Below are 26,886 nucleotides of genomic sequence, written 5' to 3'. Positions count from 1 at the left end.
GCGTCGCGAGGTGCCCCGCCCTCCGGCGGTGCGGCCCTGCGGAGCCCCCGTCGGCTACAGCGCGCCCTTGCGCTGGAGCACGTTGTAGGAGATCCAGCCGGGCAGCACCGGCAGCCAGAAGGTGAGCGCCCGGTAGAGGAAGACCGCCGGGGTGGCGATCGCCGGGGGCACGTCGGCGACGGTGAGCGCACCGATCAGCGCGACCTCGACCGGGCCGATGCCGCCGGGGGTGGGGATGGCGGAGCCGGCCGCGTTGGCGGTCAGGAAGACCACCGCCACCGCCGAGAAGCTGATCGAGCCGCCGAAGGCGTGCACCGAGGCGTCCAGGCAGGCGGTGAAGGAGAGGGAGAGCAGCAGGACGCCGCCGAAGCCGGTGACCAGCTTGCTGGGCGTCTGCATCAGGTCGAGCATCCGCGGCACCACGCCGAAGAACAGCGAGCGCAGCCGGTTCAGCACGAACCGCCGCAGCGGGGCGACGGCCGCGACCACCAGGGCGAGCACGGCGGCGGACAGCACCCCGATGATCACCGCGCGGGAGGCGGAGAGGTCCCCGTTGGTCTGGCTGCCGGTGATCATGCCGAAGCTGAACAGCAGCAGCAGGTGCCCGGCCAGGTTGGCCAGCTGGGAGGCGCCGACCGAGGCGACCGCCTGCCCGGAGCGGATCCCGGCCTTCTGCAGGTAGCGGGTGTTCAGCGCCATGCCGCCGATCGCGGCCGGCGCGACCAGCTTGACGAACGACCCGGCCAGCTGGGCCGCGACGGTGCGGCCGAACGGCAGCTTCTCCGGCACGAAGCCGATCAGGTTCATCGAGGCGGCGACGTGGCTGAAGGCGGCCGCGGCGAGGGCCGCCGCCGCCCAGGCCCAGTCCATCTGGGAGAGCTTGAGCTGGGCCGGCTTGATGGTGGTCAGCGCCAGGTAGGCGGCGAAGGTGAGCGCGATGACCATGATCAGGGTCTTCGGCTTCAGCCGCTCCAGCTTGGCCGTCTCGGTCGGCGCCTCGGGCGCGATCTGGAGGATCTGGCCGCGGATCCGGCTGAGCAGGTCCTCGCCGGCCGTCGCGATGTCCTCCTCGGCCTGCTGCTGGGTGCGCTCGCCGGCGGCGACCTGCTCCAGCGCCCGGGCCTGGGCGGCGGCCTTGCGCTCCTTGGCGAGCTTCTTCAGGTCGACGCGGGTGGAGCGGCTCAGACCGACCGGCTGGAGCAGCGGCAGTGCCTGGGCGACCCGGTCGGCGCCGAGCACGGCGTTGGCGGTGGCCACCGCCCGCTCGGGGCCGATCCGCAGCGCGAAGGTGGTGAGCAGCTGGGCGACGTCGATGCGCAGGGTCAGGTCGGTGGCGGCGATGTCGCCGCCGGAGAGGTTGACCAGGCAGGCCGTCTTCTCGTCGACGACCAGCAGCGACTCGCCGGTCAGCCGGCGGTGCGCGATGCGGCGCTCGTGCAGGGCGGCGACGGACTCCCAGAGCGAGGCCATCACCTGGTCGGTGACCTCCTCGTCGGTGAGGTCGTCCAGGGTGCGGCCCTCGACGTTCTCGTACACCAGGATCGCGGCGTCCGGGCCCAGCTCCGAGGTGGCGACCAGCTGGGGGGCGCGGGCGCCCGAGGCGGCGGCCGCGTAGGCGATCAGCGCCTCCTGCTCCAGCGCCTGGCGCAGCGACTGCGGGCTGCGGCGGACGGCCACCGAGCGCAGCCGCAGCCGCCGCCAGGCCCGGTAGAAGAAGCCGGAGGCCTGCTGCTCGCGGTCGACGATGTGGACGTCCAGCGGCGGGCCGCTCTGCTGGGCGACGAAGTAGCGGCGGGTGCCGCCGGGCGCGTCCGGGGCGCGGTGGGCGCTGGCCGGGGTGAAGCCGACCTTGCGCAGGCCGATCATCAGATGCTGGCCGGTGGGCCGGATGTTCGGCGAGCCGATCGCGTAGAGCGTGCCGTAGGCGACGGACCAGCCGATCAGGACGGTGAGCAGCAGCGAGAGGGGGGTGGTGAAGCCGCCGAGCAGCTCGGTGATCCCGCTGAAGACCACCACCACCCAGAGGGCGACCCGCCAGCGCGGCCGGCTCGACATGCCGACCGCGGTCATGTAGGCGATCACCGGTGCCAGGTAGCCGTGCACCGGGTCGGTGAGGGCGCCGTTGCTGTCCAGCGGCAGCCGGGTGAGGGCGTCCCGGATGTGCTCGGAGGCGCCCTCGGCGACCCACCAGTCGATCCCCAGCGAGACGCCGTAGGCGAGCACCGAGGCGAGCACGCCGTCGGCGACCCGCAGGCCGTCGCGTTTGATCAGCCGTTCGACCGCGAAGGCGAGCGGGACGGCGAGCACTGCGACGCTGGAGACCAGGCCGGTGATGGTGGTGAGCACCGGGGAGAAGCGGGGCGCGTTGGAGGCGATGTCCAGCTCGATGCCGGTGGTGGTCGAGGTGGCCACGCCGGCCAGGACGAACACCGCGACTATGCCGAGGACGCCGACCAGGAACCGGATCAGGTCGGACGGGCGGTGCGCGCGGGCGGCGAGCAGCGGCTCGTCGACGTCCAGGTGCGGGGTGTCGTCGGCGGGTTCGGCGGGTTCGGCGGGCTCGAAGGGGCCGGTGGGGCCGGTGGGCCCGGCCACCCCGTGCGCGCCGGGCGGCGCGGGCTGCTGGGCCGGGACGCCGGTCGGCGCCGGCCCGTCCGCGGGGGCGGGGGCGCGCTCGGGTGTCTCGGTCTCGGTGTCGGTCGGCTGCGGGGTCTTGATCGTCCGGTCCTTGATCAGGGAGACTTCCGGGGACGGCTCGGCGGCGGGCGCACCGCCGGGACCTGCGGGCATGGCGTCGGTGGACTCGTCGGAGTCCTCGTCCACGTCCACGTCTGCCGTCCCGGTCATCTGGTCTTGTCCTCGTATCACCACTCACCGCCCCGAAGATGGTGGCATGCCGCGGCGCCCCGTGCTGGACAGGGGGCGGATCGGGCGCGGCGGATCGTTCGCACGGGTCCTCGCATCCTCCCCCATAAGGAAGAATGCCCCAGGTGACGGACGCTGACGACGACGGCGGCCGGGGCGTTCTGCCGCCCTTCGCCGAACTGGTGCTCGACCTGACCGAGCGGATTCCACCCGGCCGGGTGATGACCTACGGGGACGTTGCCGAGTACCTCGGCCAGGGCGGCCCCCGCCAGGTCGGGCGCGTGATGGCACTCTACGGCGGTGCCGTGCCCTGGTGGCGGGTGATCCGCGCGGACGGCCGCTTCCTGCCCGGCCACGAGCACCGCGCCCTCGCCCACTACGGCGAGGAGGGCACCCCGCTGCGCGAGCTCGCCGACCCGCCCCGGGTCGACCTCAAGCGGGCCCGGTGGGACGGCGGGCCCGCGGGGGATTGAGCCGAAGCGGGTGCGCGGACGGGAATGACGGGGCAGGATCGTAGGCTCGATACGGACGGGCCCCCGCGCGGGGCCCGCCTTCCGTGGCCCGCAGCACAACCCCCAGGACATCCGTGAGCTCCCCCTACCGTCTGGTGCGCAGCCCCCTCGTGCAGCCGGCCCCGCCCGTGCTGGACGACTACCAGCGTGCCGTGGCCGAGCACGCGGGCGGCCCGCTCCTGGTGCTCGCCGGGCCCGGGACGGGCAAGACCACGACGCTGGTGGAGGCTGTCGCCCGGCGGATCGAGCGCGGCACCGACCCCGAGCGGATCCTGGTGCTGACCTTCAGCCGCAAGGCCGCGATGGAGCTGCGCGACCGGATGTCCGCCCGGCTCGGCTCTTCCTCCGCCGCCCCGCGCGCCACCGCGCTCCGGTCGCCGCAGGCCACCACCTTCCACTCCTTCAGCTACGCCCTGCTCCGCGCCCACCAGGACCCGCAGGAGTACGCCGAGCCGCTGCGGCTGCTCTCCGGCCCCGAGCAGGACGTCATGGTCCGCGAGCTGCTGGCCGGCGGCGCAGAGGACGCCCGCCTCGGCGGCGGCCGGATCTCCTGGCCGCTCGACCTGCGGGCCTGCCTGACCACCCGGGGGTTCGCCGACGAGGTCCGCGCCGTGCTCGCCCGCAGCCGTGAGCTGGGCCTGGGCGAGGCTGAGCTGGAGCGCTTCGCCGAGGGCGTCCAGCGCCCCGACTGGGCCGCCGCCGCCCACTTCCTCGCCGACTACCTGGACGTGCTCGACCTGCGCGGTGTCCTCGACTACGCGGAGCTGGTGCACCGCGCCGTCCTGCTCGCCGAGCGCCCCGAGGTGGGGGAGGAACTGCGGGCCCGCTACGACGTGGTCTTCGTCGACGAGTACCAGGACACCGACCCGTCCCAGGTCCGGCTGCTGCGCCGGCTGGCCGGCGACGGACGTGAGCTGATCGCCGTCGGCGACCCGGACCAGTCGATCTACGCGTTCCGCGGCGCCGACATCAACGGCATCCTGGAGTTCCCGCAGACCTTCCGGCAGGCCGACGGCAGCCCCGCCGACGTCAAGGTGCTGCGCGTCTCCCGCCGCTCCGGCGCCGTCCTGCTCGCCGCCTCCCGCGAGCTGGCCCGGCGGATGCCGATGGGCCGGCTGCCCGCCGAGAAGCTCGCCCAGCACCGCGCCCTGCTGCCCTCCCGCGAGGGCGGCCGGATCGAGGTGTACACCTACCCCACGCCCGGCACCGAACTGGACTCGATCGCCGACCTGCTGCGCCGCGCCCACCTGGAGGACGGCGTGCCGTGGGGCGAGATGGCCGTCCTGGTCCGGGCCGGCGCCCGGTCCATCCCGGGCGTGCGGCGGGCGCTCGGCGCGGCCGGCGTCCCGCTGGAGATCGACGGCGACGACCTGCCGCTGCGCGAGGAACCGGCCGTCGCCCAGCTGCTGCTCGCCCTGCGGGTCTGCGCCGAGCAGGCCCACCGCGACCGGCACGCCCCCGAGGCACCGGACCCGCTCACCACCGAGCTGGCCCACACCCTGCTCACCGGCCCGCTCGGCGGCATGGACGGCTCCGACCTGCGCCGCCTCGGCCGCGCCCTGCGCGAGGAGGAACGCGCCGCGCTGCGCGCCGACGGCCGGCCCGCCGCCGTACCGCGCCCGGCCGGCGAGCTGGTCCGCGAGGCCCTCGCCGAGCCCGAGCGGCTGATCGCCCTCGACCCCGCCTACGCCCGGCGCGCCCGCGACCTCGGCACGCTGCTGCGCAAGGTCCGCGAGCGGCTGGCCGGCGGCTGCACCGCCGAGGACGCGCTCTGGGAGCTCTGGGACGGCAGCCGCCGCTGGCGCGAGCGCCTGGAACGGGCCGCGCTGCGCGGCGGCGCCGCCGGCCGCAACGCCGACCGGGACCTCGACGCGCTCTGCGCCCTGTTCGAGACCGCCGCCCGCGCCGAGGAGCAGGTCACCGGCCACCGCAGCGCCCTCGACCTGCTCGCCGAGCTGGAGGCCCAGGACATCGCGGCCGACACCCTCACCGTGCGGGCCGTGCGCCCGGAGGCCGTCCGGCTGATGACCGCGCACCGCTCCAAGGGCCTGGAGTGGCGCCTGGTCGTGGTCGCCGGTGTCCAGGAGGGCCTCTGGCCGGACCTCCGCCGCCGCGGCTCACTGCTGGAGGCCGACCGGATCGGCCGCGACGGCCTCGCCGAGCCGCTCTCCCCGGCCGCGCTGCTCGGCGAGGAACGCCGGCTCTTCTACGTCGCCGCCACCCGGGCCCGGGAGCGGCTGATCGTCACCGCCGTCAAGGCACCGGCCGACGACGGGGACGAGCCCTCCCGCTTCCTGCGCGAGCTCTACCGCGAGGACGTCGACCCGCGCACCGGCAGGGTGCTGCGCCGCACCCCGCCGGCCACCGTCGAGGACGTCACCCACCGTCCGCGCCGTCCGCTCGCGGTCGCCGCGCTGGTCGCCGAGCTGCGCGCGGTCACCGTCGACCCGGCCCGCGCTCCCGAGCTGCGCCGCGCCGCCGCCGAACGGCTCGCCACCCTGGCCCTGGCCGCCGACGAGGACGGCCAGCCGCTGGTGCCGTCCGCGCACCCCGACCGCTGGTGGGGCCTGGACGACGTCACCGCCGCCCCCGACCCGCTGCGCAGCGCCGACCTGCCGGTCCGGCTCTCCGGCAGCGGCCTGGAGCAGCTGGAGAACTGCTCGTTGCAGTGGTTCCTGGACAAGGAGGTCAAGGCGCGCGGCTCCTCCTCCGCCGCCCAGGGCTTCGGCAACGTGGTGCACGCCCTCGCCGACGAGGTCGGCTCCGGCCGCACCCCGGCCGACCTCGCCGTCCTGATGGAGCGGCTGGACACGGTCTGGGACGCCCTGGCCTTCGACGCGCCGTGGAAGTCCCACCAGGAGAAGACCGAGGCGCGGGCCGCCCTGGAGCGCTTCCTGCACTGGCACGTGCTCCAGCGGGGCCGCGACGTCGTCGCCACCGAGCACGGCTTCGACGTCACGCTGGACGCCGGCGGCGTCTCGGTGCGGATCCGCGGGTCGATGGACCGGGTCGAGAGGGACGAGGCCGGGCGCGCCTACGTGGTCGACTTCAAGACCGGCAAGGAGGCGCCGACCGACAAGTCGCTGCCCGACCACAAGCAGCTCGCCGTCTACCAGCTCGCCGTCCGGGCCGGTGCGCTCAACGAGCTGCCCGGCTTCGACGGCCGCGCCCCCGAGTCCGGCGGCGCCGAGCTGGTCCAGCTGCGCAAGCCCGACAAGGGCGCCCCGGACGCGCCCAAGGTGCAGCGGCAGGAGCCGCCGGAGGGCGAGCCGTGGATCGAGAACCTGCTCGCCGACGCGGCCGGGCGGGTGCTCGCCGAGCGGTTCGTGCCGCAGACCGGCGGCGGCTGCGACCGCTGCTCGTTCCGCCGCAGCTGCTCGGCCCAGCGGGACGGCGCCCAGCTCGTCGAGTAGCGAGGCTCACGCCGGCCGGACGCCCGTCCTGTCGGTGCCCCCCGTTAACGTTGCGGGGTGACCGCCGTGCTCAACCATCCCGACCAGCTCAAGGAGCTGCTCGGCATCCCCTTCAACCGGGAGCAGATGGCGGCCGTCGGCGCCCCCCTGGAACCGGCCGTGATCGTGGCAGGCGCCGGCTCCGGCAAGACCACCGTGATGGCGGCCCGGGTCGTCTGGCTGGTCGGCTCCGGCGCGGTGCGGCCCGAGGAGGTGCTCGGCCTCACCTTCACCAACAAGGCCGCCGGCGAGCTGGCCGAGCGCGTACGCTCCGCCCTGCGTCTTGGCGGGCTGGGGGTACCCCCGGCCGAAGGCTGGGGGAGTGTCGCCGGACCGGACGAGGAGGCGCTCGGCGAACCCGAGATCTCCACCTACCACGCCTTCGCCGGCCGGCTGCTCAAGGAGCACGGCCTGCGGATCGGCATAGAGCCGGATGTCCGGCTGCTCGCCGACGCCACCCGGTTCCAGCTCGCCGCCAAGGTGCTGCGCACCGCCCGCGGGCCCTTCCCGGCCCTCACCGGCACCTTCGCCAACCTGGTCGCCGACCTGGTCGCGCTGGACGGCGAACTCGCCGAGCACCTGGTCGAGCCGGCCACCCTGCGCGCCTTCGACGAGGAGCTCCTCGACACCCTGGCCGGCGTCAGGCTGACCAACGACGACCTGCGGGCCGTCCCCGGCACCGCCCGGGCCCGGCTGGAGCTGCTCCGCCTGGTCGAGGACTACCGGCGCCGCAAGGCCGCCGCCGGCCTGATGGACTTCGGCGACCAGATAGCCGCCGCAGCCCGGCTCGCCCAGCAACGCCCCGAGGTCGGCGCACTGCTGCGGGGCCAGTTCCGGGTCGTCCTGCTCGACGAGTACCAGGACACCTCCGTCGCCCAGCGGCTGATGCTGGCCGGCCTCTTCGGCGCCGGCCCGGACGGGCGGGGCGGCGGCCACCCGGTCACCGCCGTCGGCGACCCCTGCCAGGCGATCTACGGCTGGCGCGGCGCCTCCGTCGCCAACCTCGACGACTTCCCCCGGCACTTCCCGAAGGCGGGCGGCGAGAGCGCCGCCCGGTACGCGCTGAGCGAGAACCGGCGCAGCGGCGGGCGGCTGCTCGCCCTCGCCAACGAGCTGGCCGCCCCGCTGCGCGCGATGCACGAGGGCGTCGAGGCGCTGCGCCCGGCCCCCGGCGCCGAGCAGGACGGCTACGTCCGCGCCGCGCTGCTGCCCACCCACGCGGAGGAGGTCGACTGGCTGGCCGACTCGGTCGCCCACCTGGTGCGCACCGGCACCGCGCCCGGCCGGATCGCCGTGCTCTGCCGGGGCGGCGCGGCCTTCCCCGACATCCACGCGGCGCTGGTCGCCCGTGAGGTGCCGGTCGAGGTGGTCGGCCTCGGCGGGCTGCTCCAACTGCCCGAGGTGGCCGACCTGGTGGCGGTCTGCGAGGTGCTCCAGGACCCGACCGCCAACGCCGCGCTGGTCCGGCTGCTGATCGGCCCGCGCTGGCGGATCGGCCCGCGCGACCTGGCCCTGCTCGGCCGGCGCGCCGCCGACCTGGTCCGCACCGCCCGGCCCGAGGGCGTCGAGGCGTTGGCGGCCGCCGTCGCGGAGACCGACCCGACCGAGGTGGTCTCGCTGGCCGACGCGCTGGAGACCTTCCTCACCGGCCCCTCCGGCGACGAGGGCGGCCAGCCCGACGAGCTGCCGTTCTCCGCCGAGGCACGGCTGCGCTTCGCCCGGCTCGCCCGCGAGCTGCGCGAGCTGCGCCGTTCGCTGGCCGAGCCGCTGATGGACGTCCTGCACCGGGTGCTCACCGTCACCGGCCTGGAGGTCGAACTCGCAGCGTCCCCGCAGGCGTTGGCCGCCCGTCGGCGGGAGACCCTGCACGCCTTCCTGGATGTCGCGGCCGGCTTCTCCGACCTGGACGGCGACCCGGGCCTGCCCGCCTTCCTCGGCTTCCTGCGCGCCGCCCAGGAGTACGAGCGGGGCCTGGACAGCAGCCTGCCCGGCGGCGAGGACACCGTGAAGGTGCTCACCGCGCACAAGTCCAAGGGCCTGGAGTGGGACGTCGTCGCCGTCCCCGGCCTGGTGAGGGGCGCGTTCCCGTCGTCCAGCGCGCGCGAGCGCTGGACCAGCACCAAGCGCGTGCTCCCGCACGCCCTGCGTGGTGACGCGGCCACCCTGCCCGACGTGCGCGGCGGCTGGAACAGCAAGTCGATGACCGCCTTCAAGCAGGCCCTGGCCGAGCACTCCGGCACCGAGGAGCTGCGCCTGGGCTACGTCGCCTTCACCCGCCCGCGCTCGCTGCTGCTGGCCTCCGGGCACTGGTGGGGGCCCAGCCAGAAGACCCCGCGCGGCCCGTCCGCCTTCCTGGAGCAGCTGCGCGAGCACTGCGAGCGGCCCGGCGCCGGCGAGATCGAGCACTGGGCCGAGCAGCCGCCCAAGGGTGCGGAGAACCCGGCGCTCGCCGCGCCGGCCGAGCGGCCCTGGCCGCTGCCGCTGGACCCGACCGCGCAGCACGCCCGCCGCCGGGTCGCCGAGGTGGTGTACCGGCGCCTGGCCGGGCAGCCGGCCGCCGAGCCGGAGCCGATGGCGCCCGAGGACCGCCGGCAGGTCGAGTCCTGGGATCGCGATCTCACCGCGCTGCTGGGCGAGTTGGAGCGTTCCCGGCGCAGTGTGCGGGAGGTGCCGCTGCCGGCCGCGCTCTCCGCCACCCAGCTGCTGCGGCTCGCCGCGGACCCGGACGGCTTCGCGCGCGACCTGGCCCGGCCGATGCCGCGCCCGCCGCAGCCAGCGGCCCGCCGGGGCACCCGCTTCCACGCCTGGGTGCAGTCCCGGATCGAGCCGCTGCTGCTGATCGAGCCGGGTGCGCTGCCCGGGGCGGACGACGACGGCATCGAGGACGAGCAGGACCTGGAGCGGCTCAAGGAGGCGTTCCTGCGCACTCCGTACGCGCACCGGGAACCGTACCGGGTGGAGGCGCCGTTCCAGCTGGTGCTCGCGGGCCGGGTGGTGCGCGGCCGGATCGACGCGGTCTACCGCGAGGGTGACGGCCGGTCAGAATCCGGCGGCGCGTCACGCTACGAAGTGGTGGACTGGAAGACGCACCGCGAGGAGACCGCGGACCCGCTCCAGCTCGCGGTCTACCGGGTGGCCTGGGCCGAACAGTTGGGCGTTCCGCTGGAGCAGGTCACGGCGTCGTTCCTGTACGTCCGCAGCGGCCGGATCGAACAACCCGTAGGACTTCCTGACCGAAAAGAGTTGGAACGGCTCCTGATCGGGAACAGTGAAGAATGAGTCACGCAGAGCATTCAAGTCATCACGGCAACGGGCGAAACCTGTGCGTAGTGCACGTTTCGTGCCTATTGTGGGGTCGGTAACCGGTCAACCCCCGTGCTCCGGCCGCCAGCGAGGCCCGTAGTCCCTAACCCTCAGTCATCACCGCAGGTGCCCACGGGCATCGGCGTCTTCTGCTGGAGAGACCGAAGTTGAGCGCGACCGGATGGATCAGAGAGCGGTTCGCCGGGCCGACCCCGGGGACCGCTCCGGGCGCGACCGGCACCTGGCCGAGGACGGCGCTGTCGCTGCCGTTCATCGGCATGGCGCTGGTCGTCGTCCTCGACTACACCACTGATGCCGCGGTGACCGTCGAACCGGCCCTCACCGCGGTCCCCGCGCTGGCCGCCGTGGTCAGCCGCCGGACCTGGTACCCGCTCGCGATCGGCCTCTGCACCGAGGCCGTCGCCTTCCTGATGGCCTTCCACAACGACGTGCTCGGCGAGTCCGTGCACAGTGCGACCGTCTTCGCCATCGTGCTGGTCGCCGCGATCGGCTGGGTCAGCGCCACCCTCCGGCTGCGCCAGGAGAAGGCGCTCGCCGACGCCCAGCTGGTCGCCTCGATCGCCCGCCGGGTGCTGCTGCGGCCGGTCCCCGACCGGGTCGGCACCGTCCGGGCCGCCGTCCACTACGAGGCCGCCGCCGCGCACGCCCGGATCGGCGGCGACCTCTACGAGGTGGTGAACACCCGGCACGGCGTGCGGGCGGTGGTCGGCGACGTCCGGGGCAAGGGGCTGGGGGCGGTGGAGACGGCCGCCGCCGTGCTCGGCGCCTTCCGCGAGGCCGCCCACCAGGAGCCCGCGCTGGAACGGGTGGCCGGCTGGCTCGCCGTCAGCCTCGACCGGGCCCTGCACGAGAACGACCACCCGGGAGTGGAGGAGGAGTTCGTCACCCTGGTGCTGATCGGGGTCCGGCCCGACGGCACCGCCGAGATCGTCAACTGCGGGCACCCCGCGCCGCTGCTGCTGCGCGGGGGCGAGGACGTCCGGCCGCTGGAGCTCGCCGAGACGGTGCCGCCGCTCGGCGTCCTCGACCCGGCCGATGTCCGGCCGCCGGTGCACCGCATCCCGCTGCGGCGCGGGGACCGCGTGCTGCTCTTCACCGACGGCGTCATCGAGGCCCGCAACCGGGCCGGCGTCTTCTACCCGCTCGCCGAACGGCTGCCGCGCTGCGCGGACGGCCGCCCGGCGGACGTCCTCCAGCGCCTGCACGAGGACGTCGTGCGCCACGTCGGCCGTCAGCTCGGCGACGACGCGGCCATGCTCCTGCTCCAGTACGACCCTCCCCCGGCCGCCGGCCAGGGGGGCCTCCCGGCGGTCGGCGCCCAGCTGCCGCACCAGAACGGCCTGCTGACCAGGCACTGACCGGGCGCCGCCCGGGCACTGATCAGGCACCGACCGGGCACTGACCGGGCGCCGAGCGGTTCCGGGCGGCGGCCCGGGGCGGCGGCGGTGTCAGAGCGACACCTGCACCACCAGCGGGCGGTGGTCCGAGACCGCCGCCCGCGGGGCGGCCGCCGGGCCGACCGCGGCCCGCGGCACGCCCACCGCCAGCACGTGGTCGAACTGCACGGCCGGCCGGTGCGAGGGGTAGGTGGGGGTGCGCGCCAGGTCGTGCCAGCCCTGGAGCCGGGCCCGCGGCTCCCGCACCCGCCGCCGGCGCGGCTCCACCAGGGCCGGCCTGGCCCGCCGCGCCGCCCGCAGCTCGCGGACCCGCGCCCGCGGGGCCGTCCGGTCCAGCGCCGTCGCCCCGCCCAGCACCGTCCGCGGCACCGCGCCGATCAGGTTGAAGTCCCCCAGCACGAGGTACGGCTGCGGCAGGTCGGCGATCCACCGGCGGATCCCGGCCAGCTGCGCCATGTTCCAGCCCGGCACGAAGGACAGGTGCGCGGCCACCACCGTGAACGGCCCGCGATCGCCCTCCAGCACCGCCGCCAGCGCGGCCCGGGGTTCGTCCGGGACGGGCGTCAGACCGCGCCGCCCGGCCACCCGCAGGGGCAGCCCGAACGGCGCCGGGGCGAACCGGCGGGCCCGCCAGTGCCGCACCGGCAGCCGGGTCAGCAGCGCGGTCCCGTACGCGGACGGGGCGTCGTCGCCGACCTCGCCCGGCCCGTACACCTGGATGCCGGCGGGTTCCGAGGGTTCCCGCACCCAGCCGGCCACCGGTGCCGGACGGCCGTGCAGCGCTGCCGCGAACCGCCAGTCCGCGGCGCCCATCGCCTTGGCGGCGACCGCCGTCTGGTCGGTCCCGCCGGAGCGCGGCTGGTACCGGTCGACCTCCTGGAGCGCCAGGACGTCGGCGTCCAGCGCGGCCACCGCCTCGGCGAGCGGCCCGCCCGCGTCTGCCGGGTAGGGCTGCGGGGCGCCGTCCGGGGCGAGCGGCTGACCGTGCAGCAGATTGAAGGTGGCGATGCGCAACTGGCTCACAGGGCACGACGGTACCCGCTCTGCAGGGGAGGGGGCACCGCTTGAGCGGACCGGGCATACCGGGTATACATACTCGGTATGTCGATCCGCCACGGTCTGCTCGCCCTGCTCGACCAGGGCCCCCGCTACGGCTACCAGCTGAGAACCGAGTTCGAGGCGCGTACCGGCGCCACCTGGCCGCTCAACGTCGGGCAGGTCTACACCACGCTGTCCCGGCTGGAGCGCGACGGCCTGGTCGAGCCCGCGGGGGAGGACGACGAGGGTCACCAGTTCTACGCCGTCACCGACGCCGGCCGCGCCGAACTGCGCGCCTGGTTCGACACCCCGGTGCCCCGGACCAGCCCGCCCCGCGACGAACTGGCGATCAAGCTGGCCATGGCGGTGACCGTCCCGGGCGTGGACGTGCCCGCCGTCGTCCAGGGCCAGCGCCGGCACAGCGTCAAGGCGCTCCAGGACTACACCCGGCTCAAGGGCCGGGCGCTGGCCGGCGAGACCCGCCCCGGCGCAGCCGGCCAGGCGGCCGGCCCGGGCGCCGACCTCGCCTGGCTGCTCGTCCTCGAACAGCTCATCTTCCAGACCGAGGCCGAGATCCGCTGGCTCGACCACTGCGAGACCAGGCTCGCCCAGCAGGCCGAGATCGAACAGGCCAGGGCCGCCGAGGCCCGCAAGGCGGAACCCGGCGCCGCGTCCGGGCCGGCCGCCCGGATCGGGCGCCGCAGGTCCAGGGCCTGACGCCCGTCCCGACCTCACGAACCACCCGGCCCGGTCGGTCACCCCGCCCGGGCCCAGAACAGCAGGGGGAAGTGTGTCCCACACCGATCCGACCAGGAACGCCACCCAACCGGTGCTCCACCTGGACCGCATCACCCGGGTCCACGGTCAGGGCGCAGCCGAGGTGCAGGCGCTGCGCGGGGTCGACCTGAAGGTCCACCCCGGCGAGTTCGTCGCCGTGATGGGCCCGTCCGGCTCCGGCAAGTCCACCCTGCTGACCCTCGCGGGCGGCCTGGACAGCCCGACCGAGGGTCAGGTCCTGGTCGAGGGCGTCGCCCTCGGCGGGCTCAGCCGCAAGAGGCTCGCCGAGGTCCGCCGCCGTTCGGTCGGCTACGTCTTCCAGGACTACAACCTCATCCCGGCGCTCACCGCCGCCGAGAACATCTCGCTGCCCCGCGAGCTCGACGGCCTCTCCGGCCGCGCCGCCCGCCGCGAGGCCATCACCGCGCTGGAGGAGCTCGGCATCTCCGAGCTCGCCGACCGCTTCCCCGACGACATGTCCGGCGCAGCAGCGCGTCGCCATCGCCCGCGCCCTGATCGGCGACCGCCGCCTCGTCCTCGCCGACGAGCCCACCGGCGCCCTCGACTCCACCACCGGCGAGGCCGTCCTCGCCGTCCTGCGCGCCCGCTGCGACGCCGGCGCCGCCGCCATGATGGTCACCCACGAACCCCGCCACGCCGCCTGGGCCGACCGCGTCGTCTTCCTGCGCGACGGCCGGATGGTCGACGAGAGCGTCAGCCAGGACGCGGGCAGCCTGCTCGTCTCCGCGGCCACCAACGCGATCGGTCCGGTGACCGAGTGAGGCTCAGCGCCTGGCGGGTCGCCCTGCGCATCGCCCGCCGCGACGCCCTGCGCGCCAAGGGCCGCAGCGCCCTCGTCGTCGCCATGGTCGCGCTGCCCGTCCTCGGCGTCACCGGCGCCGACGTCGTCTTTCGCAGCGCCGAACTCGACCCCGACGAGCGGGTCGTCCGCACCATGGGCCGGGCCGACGCCGAGATCCACCTGCTCGAACGCGGCTCGGTCGTCCTGCAGGCGCCGGACCCGGCCGAGGACTTCAGCATCGACAGCGCGAGCGACACCAAGCAGGAGAACGGCCGGCCCCAGTACACCCCCGAGCAGCGCCGCAGCCTCGACACCGGCCCCGCCGAGCTCGCCGGGCAGCTGCTCCCGCCCGGCGCCACGCTCGTCCCGGTGAACCAGGGCCCCTACGTCCCCACCAGCACCCGCGAAGGCCTGCTCAACGTGCAGACCGTCGAGGCGGACCTCACCGACCCGGTCTGGAAGGGCCGGATCAACGTCGTCGAGGGCCGCGCCCCGAGCGCCGGCAACGAAACCGCCGTCACCCGGGACTTCCTCGACCGCTCCGGCCTCAAGCTCGGCGACCGCACCACCGTGCGCGGCCTGGAGGGCACGCCGTTCACCGTCACCGCCGTCGCCGAGTACCCCGCCGAACTGAACGCCACCGGGCTGATCGCCCGCCCCGGGACCCTGGTCGGCCCGCTGGAGAGGCTGGCCGGCCCCGACCGCGGCAAGGGCGGACCCCCGGTCGCCGGCGAGGCCAACCGGTGGCTGGTCAAGCTCCCCGCCGGGGCCGTCATCGACTGGCCCAAGGTGATGGAGTTCAACAAGTACGGCTTCACCGTCGTCTCCCGCACCGTCCTGCTCGACCCGCCGCCCCGCTCCGAGGTGCCGTTCTACGCCCACCAGGACCGGAGCGGCGGCGGGACCAACTACCTCGACAAGACCTCCGTCGTCATCCTCGCCACCGTCGTGGGCATGGCGCTGCTGGAGATCGTGCTCCTCGCGGGCCCCGCCTTCGCCGTCGGGGCCAGGCGCTCCCGGCGGCAGCTCGGCCTGCTCGCCGCGGGCGGCGGTGACCGCGCCAACATCCGCGCGGTCGTCCTCGGCGGCGGCATCGTCCTCGGCGTCACCGGCGCCACCGTGGGCCTGGCCGTCGGCGTCGGCCTGGTCGCGCTGCTGCGCACCAGGACCGAGGAGTACGCCGGGTCGCGGTTCGGCCACTTCGACCTGCAACCGCTCGACCTGCTCGGTGTCCTCGCCATCGGCCTGGTCACCGGCCTGCTCGCGGCCGTCGTGCCGGCCGTCCAGGCCTCCCGGCAGGACGTCGTCTCCGCGCTCACCGGCCGCGACTCGCTCAAGCCGCCGAGCCGCAAGCTCGCCGTGCTCGGCCTGCTGATGCTGGCCGGCGGCGCCGCGATCGCCCTGCTCGCCGCGACCAGCGGCTTCGGCAACCGCAGCATGTCCGTCCTCGGCGGCTCGGTGATCGCCGAGCTCGGCATGGTCGCCCTGACGCCCTACCTGGTCGGCCTGTTCGGGCGGATCGGCCGCTGGCTGCCGCTCGGCCCCCGCCTCGCGCTGCGCGACTCCGTCCGCCACCGCGGGCGCACCGCCCCCGCCGTCGCCGCCGTCATGGCCGCCGTCGCCGGCTCCGTCGCCGTCGGCATCTACAACGCCAGCAGCGACGAACAGCAGCGCCGCGAGTACGTCGCCGCCGCCCCGGCCAACGCCGTCACCATCAGCAGCGGCTGGGGTGCGGGCGCCGACGGCAAGCTGCTGCCCCAGATGCGCGCCGCCGTGGAGACCAACATCCCCGGGCTCGGCACCCGGGCCGACGTGCAGCGGGTCGGCTACAAGAACGACTGCAGCGTCGTCCGCACCGACTGCGGCTACGTCAACTCCGTGATGCCCAAGGAGCGGCGCTGCCCGCTGAACGAGGGCCACCCCTCGGCGATCCCCGAGGCGGAGGCCAACCGGATCCGCAAGGAGGACGAGCGCTGCAAGGAACGGCTCCTCTACCGGGGCAACTCCTTCGGCGGCATCCTGGCCGGGGACACCACCCTGCTGCGCAACCTGTACGGCGTGACCGACCCCGCCGCCGTCCAGGCGCTGGCCGCGGGCAAGGTCGTCGTCTTCGACGACAAGTACGTCAAGGACGGCAAGCTCACGCTGAACCTGGTGGAGATGGAGCCCGCCGCGCTGAAGCCGGGTGACTCCTCTTCGCCGCCCAGCCACGAGATCACCGTCGACGCCGTCCTCGTCACCGCCGGCATCCCGACCGGCGGCGGCCAGGCCGTCATGAGCGCGGACACCGCCCACCGGCTCGGCCTGACCACCAGGGACTCCGGCTCGGTCTGGCTGCCCGGGGAGGCGCCGTCCGACAGCGCGGAGCAGAAGGCGAACGCCGCGCTCGCCAAGCTCACCGACGGCATCCAGTTCAACGTCGAGCGCGGCTTCCAGTCGGTGGGGACCCTGGTCAGCCTCGGCCTCACCGGCTTCGCCGCCCTGGTCGCGCTCGGCGCGGCCGGCATCGCCACCGGCCTCGCCGCCGCCGACTCGCAGCGCGACCTGACCACCCTCGCGGCGGTCGGCGCCGCACCGCGCATCCGCCGCACCCTGTCCGGCTTCCAGTGCGGGGTGATCGCGGCGATGGGCACCCTGCTCGGCGTCGTCACCGGGGTGGTCCCGGCGGTGGCCCTGCGCAAGGTGGAGGGCGTCGCGGTCGTCTACCAGGGGATGAGCGCCGAGGAGGTGGCCGACCGCAGCATCATCGTCTTCCCGTGGCTCAACGTCGGGGTGACCGTGGTCGTCCTGCCGCTGCTCGCGGTGGCGCTGGCCGCGTTGCTCACCCGCTCGCGGATCTCGCTGCTGCGCCGCTCCGGCTGACGGCGGGCACCCCGTCGCCGCCCTGACCGTCGCTCTCTTCGTCACCCCCGACCGCCTCTCACCGGCGGCCGGGGGTGACGGAGGTTACAGGTCAACCGGCGACCGGTGGCCGGACGGCCGGGGCAGGCACCCGCATGGGCGAACTAAAGTCGTCCGTATGACGAGAACCCCGGACAGCGTCGTCCGCTCCTTCATCGACCAGCACCAGGCCGCCTTCCTGGCCGATCTCTCCGACTGGCTCGGCATCCCCTCGGTCTCCGCCGACCCCGGCCGGGCCGGCGACGTGCGCCGCTCCGCCGAGTGGCTGGTCGCGAAGCTGCGCGACACCGGCTTCCCGGTGGCGGAGGTCTGGGAGACGGACGGCCTGCCGGCGGTGTTCGCCGAGTGGCCGTCCGGGGACTCGTCCGCACCGACCGTGCTGGTCTACGGCCACCACGACGTGCAGCCCGCCGCCAAGGAGGACGGCTGGGCCACCGAGCCGTTCGAGCCGACCGTGGTCGGCAAGCAGCTGTTCGCCCGCGGCGCCGCCGACGACAAGGGCCAGGTGTTCTTCCACACCCTCGGTGTCCGCGCCCACCTGGCCGCCACCGGGCGGACCGCGCCGGCCGTCAACCTCAAGCTGCTGATCGAGGGCGAGGAGGAGTCCGGCTCGCCGCACTTCGCCGACCTGGTCCGCCGGGAGGCCGGGCGGCTGGCCGCCGACGTGGTGATCATCTCGGACACCGGCATGTGGTCGGAGACCACGCCGACCGTCTGCACGGGCATGCGCGGCCTGGCCGACGCCCAGATCGACCTGTACGGCCCGGACACCGACATCCACTCCGGCTCCTTCGGCGGAGCGGTCCCCAACCCGGCGGCGGTCGCGGCCGGGCTGGCCGCCGGGCTGCACGACGAGGACCGCCGGGTGGCGGTCCCGGGCTTCTACGACGGCGTGATCGAGCTGACCGAGCGCGAGCGCGAGCTCTTCGCCGAGCTGCCCTTCGACGAGGCGCAGTGGCTGAGGGTCGCCAAGTCGTACGGGACCCAGGGGGAGGCCGGCTACTCCACCCTGGAGCGGATCTGGGCCCGGCCGACCGCCGAGGTCAACGGCATCTGGGGCGGTTACACCGGCCCCGGCGGCAAGACCATCGTGCCGTCCTCGGCGCACCTCAAGCTCTCCTTCCGGCTGGTCGCCGGCCAGGAGGTGGAGAAGGTGCGGGAGGCCGTCCGGGAGTGGGTGGCCGCGCGGGTGCCCGAGGGCATCCGGTACGAGCTGGTGTTCCCCGGTGCGACCCGGCCCTGCCTGACCCCGCTGGACCACCCGGCGCTGCAGTCCACCGTCCGGGCGATGGGGCGGGCGTTCGAGCAGAAGATCCTCTTCACCCGGGAGGGTGGTTCCGGCCCGGCCGCCGACCTGCAGGACGTGCTCGGCGCGCCGGTGCTGTTCCTCGGCATCTCGGTGCCCTCGGACGGCTGGCACTCGGTCAACGAGAAGGTCGAGCTGGACCTGCTGGCCAAGGGCGTGGAGACGACCGCCTACCTCTGGGCCGACCTGGCCGAGAACTGGCGGCCGGGCGGCGACGGCGCCGGCCGGGGTGCCGGCGAAGGTGCCTGAGGGCGCCGCCGCCCGTCCCGGCGGGCAGACCACCGATCCAGACGACTCATCACGTGGGGATGGAACGAAGTGAGCACCGTGCCTGAGACCGAACGCCCGAGCAGCCCGGCACTGGCCCGGGCCGGGGTGGACCGGGCGGCCCAGCACCGGTTCGACGAGCCCTGGCTGGCGGCCGCCTGGAGCCACCCGACCACCCAGGTGCTGCCGATCGCCGGCGGCGAGGCGTTCGTGGTGGACACCGGGAGCGGCACCGAGCTCGTCCTGCTGCCCTCGTTCGAGGCGCCGCAGACCGGGGACCGCTACTTCCTCGGCACCGACGAGGACGGCGTCTCGTACTTCGCGCTGGCCGGCGAGAGCCTGCCCGGGCGGCTGGACGGGGACGCCCGCCCGGCCGGGCTGCGCGAGGTCGGCGGGCTGCTCTCCGACCGGGAGGCCGGGCTGCTGGTGCACGCCGTGGCGCTGGAGCACTGGCACCGGCTGCACAGCTTCTGCTCGCGGTGCGGGCACCCGACCGAGAAGGCCGGCGCCGGCCACGTGCGGCGCTGCACCTCCTGTGCGGCCGAGCACTACCCGCGCACCGACCCGGCGGTGATCATGATGATCACCGACGAGCAGGACCGCTGCCTGCTCGGGCGCCAGGCGCTCTGGCCGGAGGGCCGCTGGTCGACCCTGGCCGGCTTCGTCGAGCCGGGGGAGTCGATCGAGCAGGCGGTGGTCCGCGAGGTCTTCGAGGAGGCCGGGGTGCGGGTCGCCGAGGTCTCCTACGTGGCCAGCCAGCCGTGGCCGTTCCCGTCCAGCCTGATGCTCGGCTTCATGGGCAAGGCCCACCCGGACGGCACGGCGATCACGGTGGACGGCGAGGAGCTGGCGGAGGCCCGCTGGTTCTCCCGGGAGGAGCTGAAGGCCGGGATGGCGGCGGGCGAGATCCTGCCGCCGTCCGGGATTTCGATCGCGCGTCACCTGGTCGAACTCTGGTACGGCGGTCCGCTGCCGTCGGCGGCGCGCTGGTAATTCCGTCAAATAGGGGGCGTGCGGCATATTGCCGTGCGCCCCCTATTTCCCGTTCGTGCCGTCGTTCGCTCCCGCTTTCCGGAGGCGTCGATGGGCCGAACGGGTGATCAGAGCCGATTTCCCGCAGGTCGGGCGCTCTTGTGTTCGTATCCGGAGGGGCCTTGCCCGGAAGCCCCTGCGGCCGTCCGGGCGGAGTTGCCGACGGCCTGATCGGGGCGGCCGCCGCCGATCCTGGCCGACATTGCCCGAATCGGCTGAAACGGTGTCACCGCCCTCGCTACATTCACTCGGGTGACAATCCCACGGGGCACCGCCCAATCCCCCAAGTACCAGCGACTCGCCGCCGATCTGCGCCGCCGGATCGCCGAGGGCGAGTTCACCGCCCAGGCCGCGCTGCCGGTCGAGAGCGAACTGGAACGCCAGTACGGAGTCGCCCGCAACACCGTCCGGCTGGCCGTCGACGTCCTGGTCAACGAGGGCCGGCTGGTCCGCCTCCAGGGCAAGGGCACCTACCTCCGGGAACACCCCGTCCTGGACCACCGTGCCTACGGCCCCACCCTGCGGCCCCTGCCGCGCGACCCGCAGACCGGGACGCGGGACTGCCTGGCCGTGCCCACCGCCGTCTACCTCGGCGAGGCCGCCGAGGCCGGCCGGGAGCTCGCCACCGACTTCGAGATGATGATCGTCCGGGCCAGGGTCGACATCGCCGAGCGGCTCGGGCTGCGGCCCGGCGAGGCCATCGTGGTCCGCCGCCAGCTGCGGCTGCTGGACCGCGAGCCGTACTCGATCGAGGAGAGCCACTACCGGGCCGGCCTCGCAGCCGGCACCCCGCTGATGGAGCCCGACCCGATCGACGGCGGCGACGAGGCGGTGCTGGCCGCGCTCGGCCGCACCGAGATCGGCGCCGTCGACCACCTGGTGGCCCGGATGCCCGGCCCCGAGGAGGCGCAGTGGTTCCAGGGCGGCCCCGGGGTGCCGCTGATGGTCCAGACCCGGGTGACGTACGACCGGCGCGGGCCGGTCCGGGTCATCGAGACCCGCTACTCCGCCGACCGCAGCCGGCTGGTCTACGGCGTCGGGGACCTCACCGCCCGGGCGCTGGTGCCCGCCCCCGCCACGCCCGTCGACCCGGCCCGGGCCGACGCGCCGTGACGCGCCGTGACGCGCCGGCCCGGGCCCCGGTGCGGGGCCCGGGCGGTCGCCGGGGGCCGGGCGTGCGCCGCGGGTCAGGCCGCCAGGGCCTTCTTGACCTGGATCAGGCTCGGGTTGGTCATCACGACCTGCTCGCCGCCGCCCTCCGGCTTCACCAGCACCGTCGGCACCGTCTGGTTGCCGTTGTTGACGGACTCGACGAAGGACGCCGACGCCGGGTCCTCCTCGATGTTGATCTCGGTGTAGCCGATGCCCTCACGGTCCAGCTGGCTCTTGAGCCGGTTGCAGTAGCCGCACCAGGTCGTGCTGTACATCGTGACGCTGCCGGACATCGAGGGGGCTCCTTCGGGAAGGGGGCGTGCGGTCTCGGGGGAGAACGCGCGCCGTTCGTCGGTCATTCCGCGGCCGCCCGGCGCGAGGGCGACCCCGCGCGCCCGGCCGCGCAGCGATCATCCTGCGATCACACCGTGCCTGTGGACAACTCCGTCCGGGTTGTCGCACCGGGCTGAGAAGATGGAACGCATGCAGGAAGACCTCTTGAGCGGCAGCCCGTTCGACAGCCACCACGCCGCCTCGGGCCCCGACGCGGTGCTTGCCGGGCTCGACCCCGAGCAGCGGGCCGTCGCCACCGCCCTGCACGGGCCCGTCTGCGTCCTCGCCGGCGCCGGCACGGGCAAGACGCGCGCCATCACCCACCGGATCGCCTACGGCGTGCGCAGCGGCGTCTACCAGCCCGCCCAGGTCCTCGCCGTCACCTTCACCGCCCGGGCCGCCGGCGAGATGCGCGGCCGGCTGCGCCAGCTCGGCGCCGAGGGCGTCCAGGCCCGGACCTTCCACTCCGCCGCACTGCGCCAGCTCCAGTACTTCTGGCCGCGCGCCGTCGGCGGGCCGGTGCCGCAGCTGGTGGAGCGCAAGGTCCAGCTGGTCGCCGAGTCCGCCGCGCGCTGCGGGCTGCGGGTCCAGCGCACCGAGCTGCGCGACCTCACCGCCGAGATCGAGTGGGCCAAGGTCACCCAGATCGGCCCCGACGACTACCCGGCCGCCGTCCTGAAGTCCGGCCGCGAGGCCCCGCGCGACCCGGCCGAGACCGCCCAGGTCTACCGCGTCTACGAGGAGGCCAAGAGCCGCCGCGGGGTCATCGACTTCGAGGACGTCCTACTGCTGACCGCCGCGATCCTGGAGGACCGGCCGGACATCGCCGACCAGGTCCGCGCCCAGTACCGGCACTTCACCGTCGACGAGTACCAGGACGTCTCGCCGCTCCAGCAGCGGCTGCTCGACCAGTGGACCGGCCCCGGCGGCGGCGCCAGCCTCTGCGTGGTCGGCGACGCCAGCCAGACCATCTACTCCTTCACCGGGGCCACCCCCGACTACCTGCTGAACTTCCGCAGCCGCCACCCCGAGGCGACGGTCGTCAAGCTGGTCCGCGACTACCGCTCCACCCCGCAGGTCGTCCACCTCGCCAACGGGCTGCTCGCCCAGGCCCGCGGCGAGGCCGCCCGGCACCGGCTCGAACTGGTCTCCCAGCGCGAGGCCGGCCCCGAGCCCGTCTACACCGAGTACGAGGACGAGCCGACGGAGGCCGAGACCACCGCCCGCCGGATCCAGGAGCTGCTGGCGGCCGGCGTCCGCGCCAGCGAGGTCGCCGTGCTGTTCCGCACCAACGGCCAGTCCGAGGTCTACGAGCAGGCGCTCGCCGACCTCGGCGTCTCCTACCAGCTCAAGGGCGCCGAGCGGTTCTTCGAGCGGCCCGAGGTGCGCGACGCCGGGGTGCTGCTGCGCGGCGCCGCCCGGGCCGGCTCCGACCCGCTCACCGACGGCGCCCCGGGCCTCGCCGCACAGGTCCGCGCGGTGCTCGCCACCCGCGGCTTCACCCCCGAGCCCCCGGCCGGTTCCGGGGCGGTCCGCGAGCGCTGGGAGTCGCTGGCCGCGCTGGTCCGGCTCGCCGAGGAGTTCGAGCGCACCCGCACCGCGGCCGGGGAGGGCGCCGACCTCGCCGCGTACGTCGCCGAGCTGGACGCCCGCGCCGCCGCGCAGCACGCCCCCGCCGTCGAGGGCGTCACGCTGGCCTCGCTGCACGCCGCCAAGGGCCTGGAGTGGGACGCCGTCTTCCTGGTCGGCCTCACCGAGGGCACCATGCCGATCATCTACGCCAAGACCGACGAACAGGTCGAGGAGGAGCGCCGGCTGCTGTACGTCGGGGTCACCCGGGCCCGCAGGCACCTCTCGCTCTCCTGGGCGCTCTCCCGCTCCCCGGGCGGCCGGGCCAGCCGCAAGCCCACCCGCTTCCTGGACGGGCTGCGCCCGGGCTCCAGCGCGCCGGGAGCGCGCGCCGGGAGCCGGGGCGGGCGCGGCGGCGTCGAGCCGGGCGAGCGCTCCGCCGGCCGCCGGGTGCGCGGGCCGGTCAAGTGCCGGGTCTGCGATCGGGTGCTCACCGAGGCGGTCGAGCGCAAGCTGCGCCGCTGCGAGAGCTGCCCGTCCTCGATGGACGAGGCGCTGTACGAGCGGCTGCGCGAGTGGCGGGCCGGGCAGGCGAAGAAGCAGGGTGCGCCGGCCTACGTCGTCTTCACCGACGCGACGCTGATGGCGATCGCCGAGGACGTCCCCGCGACCCGGCAGGAGCTGGCGGTGATCTCGGGGGTCGGCGCGATGAAGCTGGACAAGTACGGGGCCACCGTGCTCTCGTTGTGTGCGGGGGAGGAGCCCGAGGGGGATCCGGTCGACGTCGAGGACGGCGAGCCGGGCGAACCGGCCTGAGCCGGTCCGGGGCGGTGGGAGCAGGCGCTTCGAGGCGCTTCGGAACTCGTCGGGGAACTCGCCGGAAAAATAGTTTGCGCGCTGTACCAGGAGCGCAATAGCCTGCCGGAGCGGTCAAGGGGACGCGATCGCACGGGGTGACACCTGTGCCGTGCTTTTCTGCGCCCGAAGCGTGCAACGCACCACCAGCTTCATCCGAACCACGCTTCACCGAACCACGCTTCACCTGCATCACCGAGACAGACATCCGAACAGTTCGGAGCCGGGGAAACCAGGCTCCGCGAGACGCCGAGAGGAGGCGAAGACAGTGGAAACCATCATGATCACCAAACTGACTGGCCAGACCGTCGTCGCTGCCTCCCTGCGTGCCGCCCACCTGCGGGCTCTCGCCGGACTGGGCGGAACCGGTCTGGGTCTCGACGCCACCGGTGTCTCCGTCGTCCCCGCCTCCCTGGGCTCCGCTGTCAGTGGTCTTGGACACACTGATCTCAGCGGCACGGGTCTCAAGGGCGGTATCGACGGCACCTCTGTCGAGACCGGTCTGTCCCGTGACTGGGCGTCGGTCGGCACGTCGCGCTCCCCGCGTGATGAGCGACCGACCCAGGCACCGAAGGCAGCAGTAGCCGCGCCCGTGCACGGCGGCTATGAGCAGGTCATCGGTGCCGGAAACGCCCAGAGGCAGAACGAGCAGCAGATCAACCAGGCCAAGGCCGCCTTTACGGGCGCCGCCACGGCCATCCGGATGCGGGCCTTCCGCGGGCCTGAACCCTGGAGAGAACGAACCTGAGTCAGCCTCAGGTCGGCACCTCCAGGGCCGCGGAACCCGTCACACCGGGATCCGCGGCCCTTCTGTTTTGTCCGGTACGCAAGACCACCCAGGCCCCCCGGGGCCTCCGGCCCAGCCCCACCAGTCAGCTGGGCCGGACCCACTGAGAAGACGAGAGAAGACGCCCACAGTGTCCACGGTCATCACACCGCCCATCCCGTCCGTACCGCCGACAGACCAGACCACCAAGGCCGACCAGGCCGACCCCCCGGAGGTTTCCCAGATGCAGATCACCTCGATCGACCAGGCCGAGGCGCTCGGTCTCCCCATCCCGTGCCGCGCCTTCGACCCCGAGGTCTTCTTCGCCGAGACGCCCGCCGACGTCGAGTACGCGAAGTCCCTCTGCGGCACCTGCCCGGTCAAGGACGCCTGCCTGACCGGCGCGCTGGAGCGGCGTGAGCCGTGGGGCGTCTGGGGTGGCGAGCTCTTCGTCCAGGGCGTCGTCGTGGCCCGCAAGCGGCCGCGTGGCCGTCCGCGCAAGACCGAGGTCGCAGCGTGAACTCCGCGCTCGGAGCCGAGGCCGTCCGCCGGGGAGAGCAGCCCCCGCTGGACAGCGCCCTTCGCCGCTCCGTGCGAACCGCCGCCGCCAGGGCCGACGCGGCCCGCACCGTCCACTTCCCTTCGTCGCACCACGAGCAGGACCACCACATGACCGCCGCCGCCATCGATCCGACCGTCCGCGCCGAGCAGACCCACGAACTTCAGATCCAGAACAGGACCCTCGAAATGCAACTTCTCCACGAATCCCTGGCCCGGGCGCATATGCAAGAGCGCCTCCAGGAGGCCGAGCACGAACGGCTGGTCTCCCGGGTCGCCAGGGCCCAGCGGCTCAAGCAGAAGGCCGAGCGGGCCTCGCTGCGGGCCCGCAAGGCCATCGCCGTCGCGCTGATGTAGCCGCCCGCTCCACCGCTTCACCCCCGTCGTGCCGCAGGCCGCCCCCCGATCCGGGGAGCGGCCTGCGGCCGTTGGCGGCCGTTGCGGCGGCCCTGCCGGCTGTTCGCCGGCTCCACGTCAGCTCTTCGCGGCCTTCCTGGCGGTCGCCGCCGGGGTCTTCCCGGCCGCCGGCTTCGTCGTCGTGCCCGCCGCGCGGTTCTTCGGCGACGCGGGCTGCTCCTGCTCGGCGGGCCGCTCCCGCGGCGTTGGCCGGTCGGCGAACTCCGGGAGCCAGCGCAGCATCTCCGCCCGGAACGGCGCCTTCGCGCCCAGCTGGCAGAGCACCCCGATGGTGCTCAGGGTGACCCGGTGGATCAGCAGGTACGCCGGGGGCAGGTTGAGCTGCTTGCCCAGGTTGTAGGCGGGCGAGCGCGGATCGGCGATCCGGGCCGCCTGCGCCCGCATCCAGGCCCGGGTGAAGTGGAAGGTGTCCACTGCGGCCGGCTCGATGATCGGCACCAGGTAGTCCAGCACCGCGTCCGGGTCCAGCTCGATCGAGGGCTTGACGAAGCCCTCCTCGCGCAGCATCTCCAGCACGCCCGCCGCGTCTCCGGCCAGCGCCATCCGCAGGGAGGCCCCGATCGGCGCGGGCAGCCCGTCCGGCAGCCGGTCGACGGTGCCGAAGTCCAGCACGCCCAGCCGCCAGCCGGACGCCGGCCCGTCGTCCTTCAGCAGCCGGAAGTTGCCCGGGTGCGGATCGGCGTGCAGCAGGCCGGTCCGGGACGGGCCCGCGAAGAGGAAGCGGGCCAGCAGCTTCCCGGCCCGGTCGCGCTCCTCCTGGGTGCCGCCCGCGATCACCTCGGCCAGCGGGGTCCCGTCCATCCACTCGGTGACCAGCACCTGGTCGGCCTGCGCCACCACGCCGGGCACCACGATGTCCGGATCGCCCGCGAACTCCTCGGCGTGTCTGCGCTGGGCCTGCGCCTCCAGCTCGTAGTCCAGCTCCTCCGAGACCCGCTCGCGCAGCTCGGTGATCAGCGGCTTGATGTCGAGGCCGGGGATGAGCGGGCCGAGCAGCCAGGCCACCCGGCTCAGCTGCGAGAGGTCCGCCAGCAGCGCGTCGCCCGCGCCCGGGTACTGGACCTTGACCGCCACCGCGCGCCCGTCGTGCCACACCGCCCGGTGCACCTGGCCGATCGACGCGGCGGCGGCCGGCCGGTCGTCGAACTCCAGGAAGAGCCCGCGCCAGTCCTCGCCGAGCCGCTGGGCGAGCGCCGTGTGCACCTTGGCGGCCGGCATCGGGGGCGCGGCGTCCTGAAGCTTGGTCAGCGCCGCCCGGTACGGGCCGGCGACCTCCTCGGGCAGCGCGGCCTCGAAGACGGACAGCACCTGCCCGAACTTCATCGCCCCGCCCTTGAGTTCGCCCAGGACCTTGAACAGCTGGTCCGCGGTGGCCTGCTGGAGCTCGGCCGTCACCACGTCGGCCGACCGCCCGCCGATCCGCTTCCCCAGCCCGAGCGTGGCCCGGCCCGCGATCCCCAGCGGCAGGGCGGCGAGTCGCGCCGTGCGGGTCACTGCCTTGCGCGGAAGATCGCTCACCCGGGTCTCCATTTCACACGCCCCCGGCACCCCGCCGTCGGGGGC

The 26,886-nt window shown here is 74.6% G+C and carries 17 protein-coding genes and 1 pseudogene; 14 read left to right on the top strand and 4 right to left on the bottom strand.

Annotation, left to right across the window (positions count from 1 at the left end; genetic code table 11):
* Positions 1 to 54 precede the first annotated feature (54 nt).
* Positions 55 to 2,847 carry a lysylphosphatidylglycerol synthase transmembrane domain-containing protein gene (locus C2142_RS14515; RefSeq protein ID WP_241002577.1) on the bottom strand — a complete coding sequence of 931 codons (2,793 nt, stop codon included), beginning with the start codon at positions 2,845 to 2,847 and terminating at the stop codon, positions 55 to 57.
* 134 nt (positions 2,848 to 2,981) lie between these two features.
* Between C2142_RS14515 and C2142_RS14510 the strand changes: the two genes are divergently transcribed.
* The 4 genes from C2142_RS14510 to C2142_RS14495 all read left to right on the top strand — a co-directional run bounded on the left by C2142_RS14510 (position 2,982) and on the right by C2142_RS14495 (position 11,511).
* Entirely contained in the window at positions 2,982 to 3,338 is a 357-nt protein-coding gene (locus tag C2142_RS14510; RefSeq protein ID WP_148643028.1) for an MGMT family protein, read from the top strand.
* Between the two features lie 113 nt (positions 3,339 to 3,451).
* Complete coding sequence (locus tag C2142_RS14505; RefSeq protein WP_148643027.1) at positions 3,452 to 6,790, top strand: ATP-dependent DNA helicase; 3,339 nt, start codon at positions 3,452 to 3,454, stop codon at positions 6,788 to 6,790.
* Positions 6,791 to 6,847: 57 nt separating this feature from the next.
* Positions 6,848 to 10,108, top strand: coding sequence for an ATP-dependent DNA helicase (locus C2142_RS14500; RefSeq protein ID WP_241002575.1), 3,261 nt, complete (start codon positions 6,848 to 6,850; stop codon positions 10,106 to 10,108).
* A gap of 191 nt (positions 10,109 to 10,299) precedes the next feature.
* Positions 10,300 to 11,511, top strand: coding sequence for a PP2C family protein-serine/threonine phosphatase (locus tag C2142_RS14495; protein WP_148643026.1), 1,212 nt, complete (start codon positions 10,300 to 10,302; stop codon positions 11,509 to 11,511).
* A gap of 90 nt (positions 11,512 to 11,601) precedes the next feature.
* Here C2142_RS14495 and C2142_RS14490 read toward each other — a convergent pair whose 3' ends face one another.
* Positions 11,602 to 12,573, bottom strand: a complete 972-nt coding sequence (locus C2142_RS14490) for an endonuclease/exonuclease/phosphatase family protein (protein WP_148643025.1) — start codon at positions 12,571 to 12,573, stop codon at positions 11,602 to 11,604.
* A 78-nt stretch (positions 12,574 to 12,651) separates the two neighbouring features.
* Here C2142_RS14490 and C2142_RS14485 point away from each other — a divergent pair, with 78 nt between their 5' ends.
* From C2142_RS14485 to C2142_RS14460, 6 genes and pseudogenes are all read left to right on the top strand, one after another.
* On the top strand, positions 12,652 to 13,305 hold the full coding sequence (locus C2142_RS14485) for a PadR family transcriptional regulator (RefSeq protein WP_148643024.1): 654 nt from the start codon (positions 12,652 to 12,654) through the stop codon (positions 13,303 to 13,305).
* A 73-nt stretch (positions 13,306 to 13,378) separates the two neighbouring features.
* Positions 13,379 to 14,147: pseudogene (locus C2142_RS14480) on the top strand (ABC transporter ATP-binding protein).
* A gap of 83 nt (positions 14,148 to 14,230) precedes the next feature.
* Positions 14,231 to 17,029 carry an ABC transporter permease gene (locus C2142_RS14475; RefSeq protein ID WP_346766436.1) on the top strand — a complete coding sequence of 933 codons (2,799 nt, stop codon included), beginning with the start codon at positions 14,231 to 14,233 and terminating at the stop codon, positions 17,027 to 17,029.
* 157 nt (positions 17,030 to 17,186) lie between these two features.
* A complete protein-coding gene (locus C2142_RS14470; protein ID WP_148643022.1) occupies positions 17,187 to 18,623 on the top strand; it encodes a dipeptidase in 1,437 nt (478 codons plus the stop codon).
* Between the two features lie 69 nt (positions 18,624 to 18,692).
* The gene (gene nudC, locus C2142_RS14465; protein ID WP_148643021.1) at positions 18,693 to 19,634 is read left to right on the top strand and encodes an NAD(+) diphosphatase; all 942 of its coding nucleotides are present in this window, start codon (positions 18,693 to 18,695) and stop codon (positions 19,632 to 19,634) included.
* 291 nt (positions 19,635 to 19,925) lie between these two features.
* Complete coding sequence (locus tag C2142_RS14460; protein WP_148643020.1) at positions 19,926 to 20,786, top strand: GntR family transcriptional regulator; 861 nt, start codon at positions 19,926 to 19,928, stop codon at positions 20,784 to 20,786.
* Positions 20,787 to 20,860: 74 nt separating this feature from the next.
* Here C2142_RS14460 and C2142_RS14455 read toward each other — a convergent pair whose 3' ends face one another.
* The gene (locus C2142_RS14455) at positions 20,861 to 21,118 is read right to left on the bottom strand and encodes a mycoredoxin (RefSeq protein ID WP_148643019.1); all 258 of its coding nucleotides are present in this window, start codon (positions 21,116 to 21,118) and stop codon (positions 20,861 to 20,863) included.
* Between the two features lie 190 nt (positions 21,119 to 21,308).
* Here C2142_RS14455 and C2142_RS14450 point away from each other — a divergent pair, with 190 nt between their 5' ends.
* The 4 genes from C2142_RS14450 (at position 21,309) to C2142_RS14435 (ending at position 25,263) form a co-directional block, all read left to right on the top strand.
* Positions 21,309 to 23,543 carry an ATP-dependent DNA helicase UvrD2 gene (locus C2142_RS14450; RefSeq protein ID WP_241002574.1) on the top strand — a complete coding sequence of 745 codons (2,235 nt, stop codon included), beginning with the start codon at positions 21,309 to 21,311 and terminating at the stop codon, positions 23,541 to 23,543.
* Positions 23,544 to 23,850: 307 nt separating this feature from the next.
* The gene (locus C2142_RS14445; protein WP_148643017.1) at positions 23,851 to 24,330 is read left to right on the top strand and encodes a hypothetical protein; all 480 of its coding nucleotides are present in this window, start codon (positions 23,851 to 23,853) and stop codon (positions 24,328 to 24,330) included.
* 169 nt (positions 24,331 to 24,499) lie between these two features.
* A complete protein-coding gene (locus C2142_RS14440; RefSeq protein ID WP_174315646.1) occupies positions 24,500 to 24,868 on the top strand; it encodes a WhiB family transcriptional regulator in 369 nt (122 codons plus the stop codon).
* Entirely contained in the window at positions 24,865 to 25,263 is a 399-nt protein-coding gene (locus tag C2142_RS14435) for a hypothetical protein (protein WP_148643016.1), read from the top strand. The genes C2142_RS14440 and C2142_RS14435 overlap by 4 nt, the downstream gene beginning before the upstream one ends.
* 117 nt (positions 25,264 to 25,380) lie before the next feature.
* On the opposite strand, the gene C2142_RS14430 is transcribed toward C2142_RS14435, so the two are convergent.
* Positions 25,381 to 26,841, bottom strand: coding sequence for an AarF/ABC1/UbiB kinase family protein (locus C2142_RS14430; RefSeq protein WP_148643015.1), 1,461 nt, complete (start codon positions 26,839 to 26,841; stop codon positions 25,381 to 25,383).
* Between the last annotated feature and the right edge of the window lie 45 nt (positions 26,842 to 26,886).

It is taken from the genome of Streptomyces sp. CB01881, assembly GCF_002953255.1.
In the GTDB taxonomy this organism is placed as follows: Bacteria; Actinomycetota; Actinomycetes; order Streptomycetales; family Streptomycetaceae; genus Kitasatospora.
This window is presented reverse-complemented; position numbering and strand designations above follow the sequence as displayed.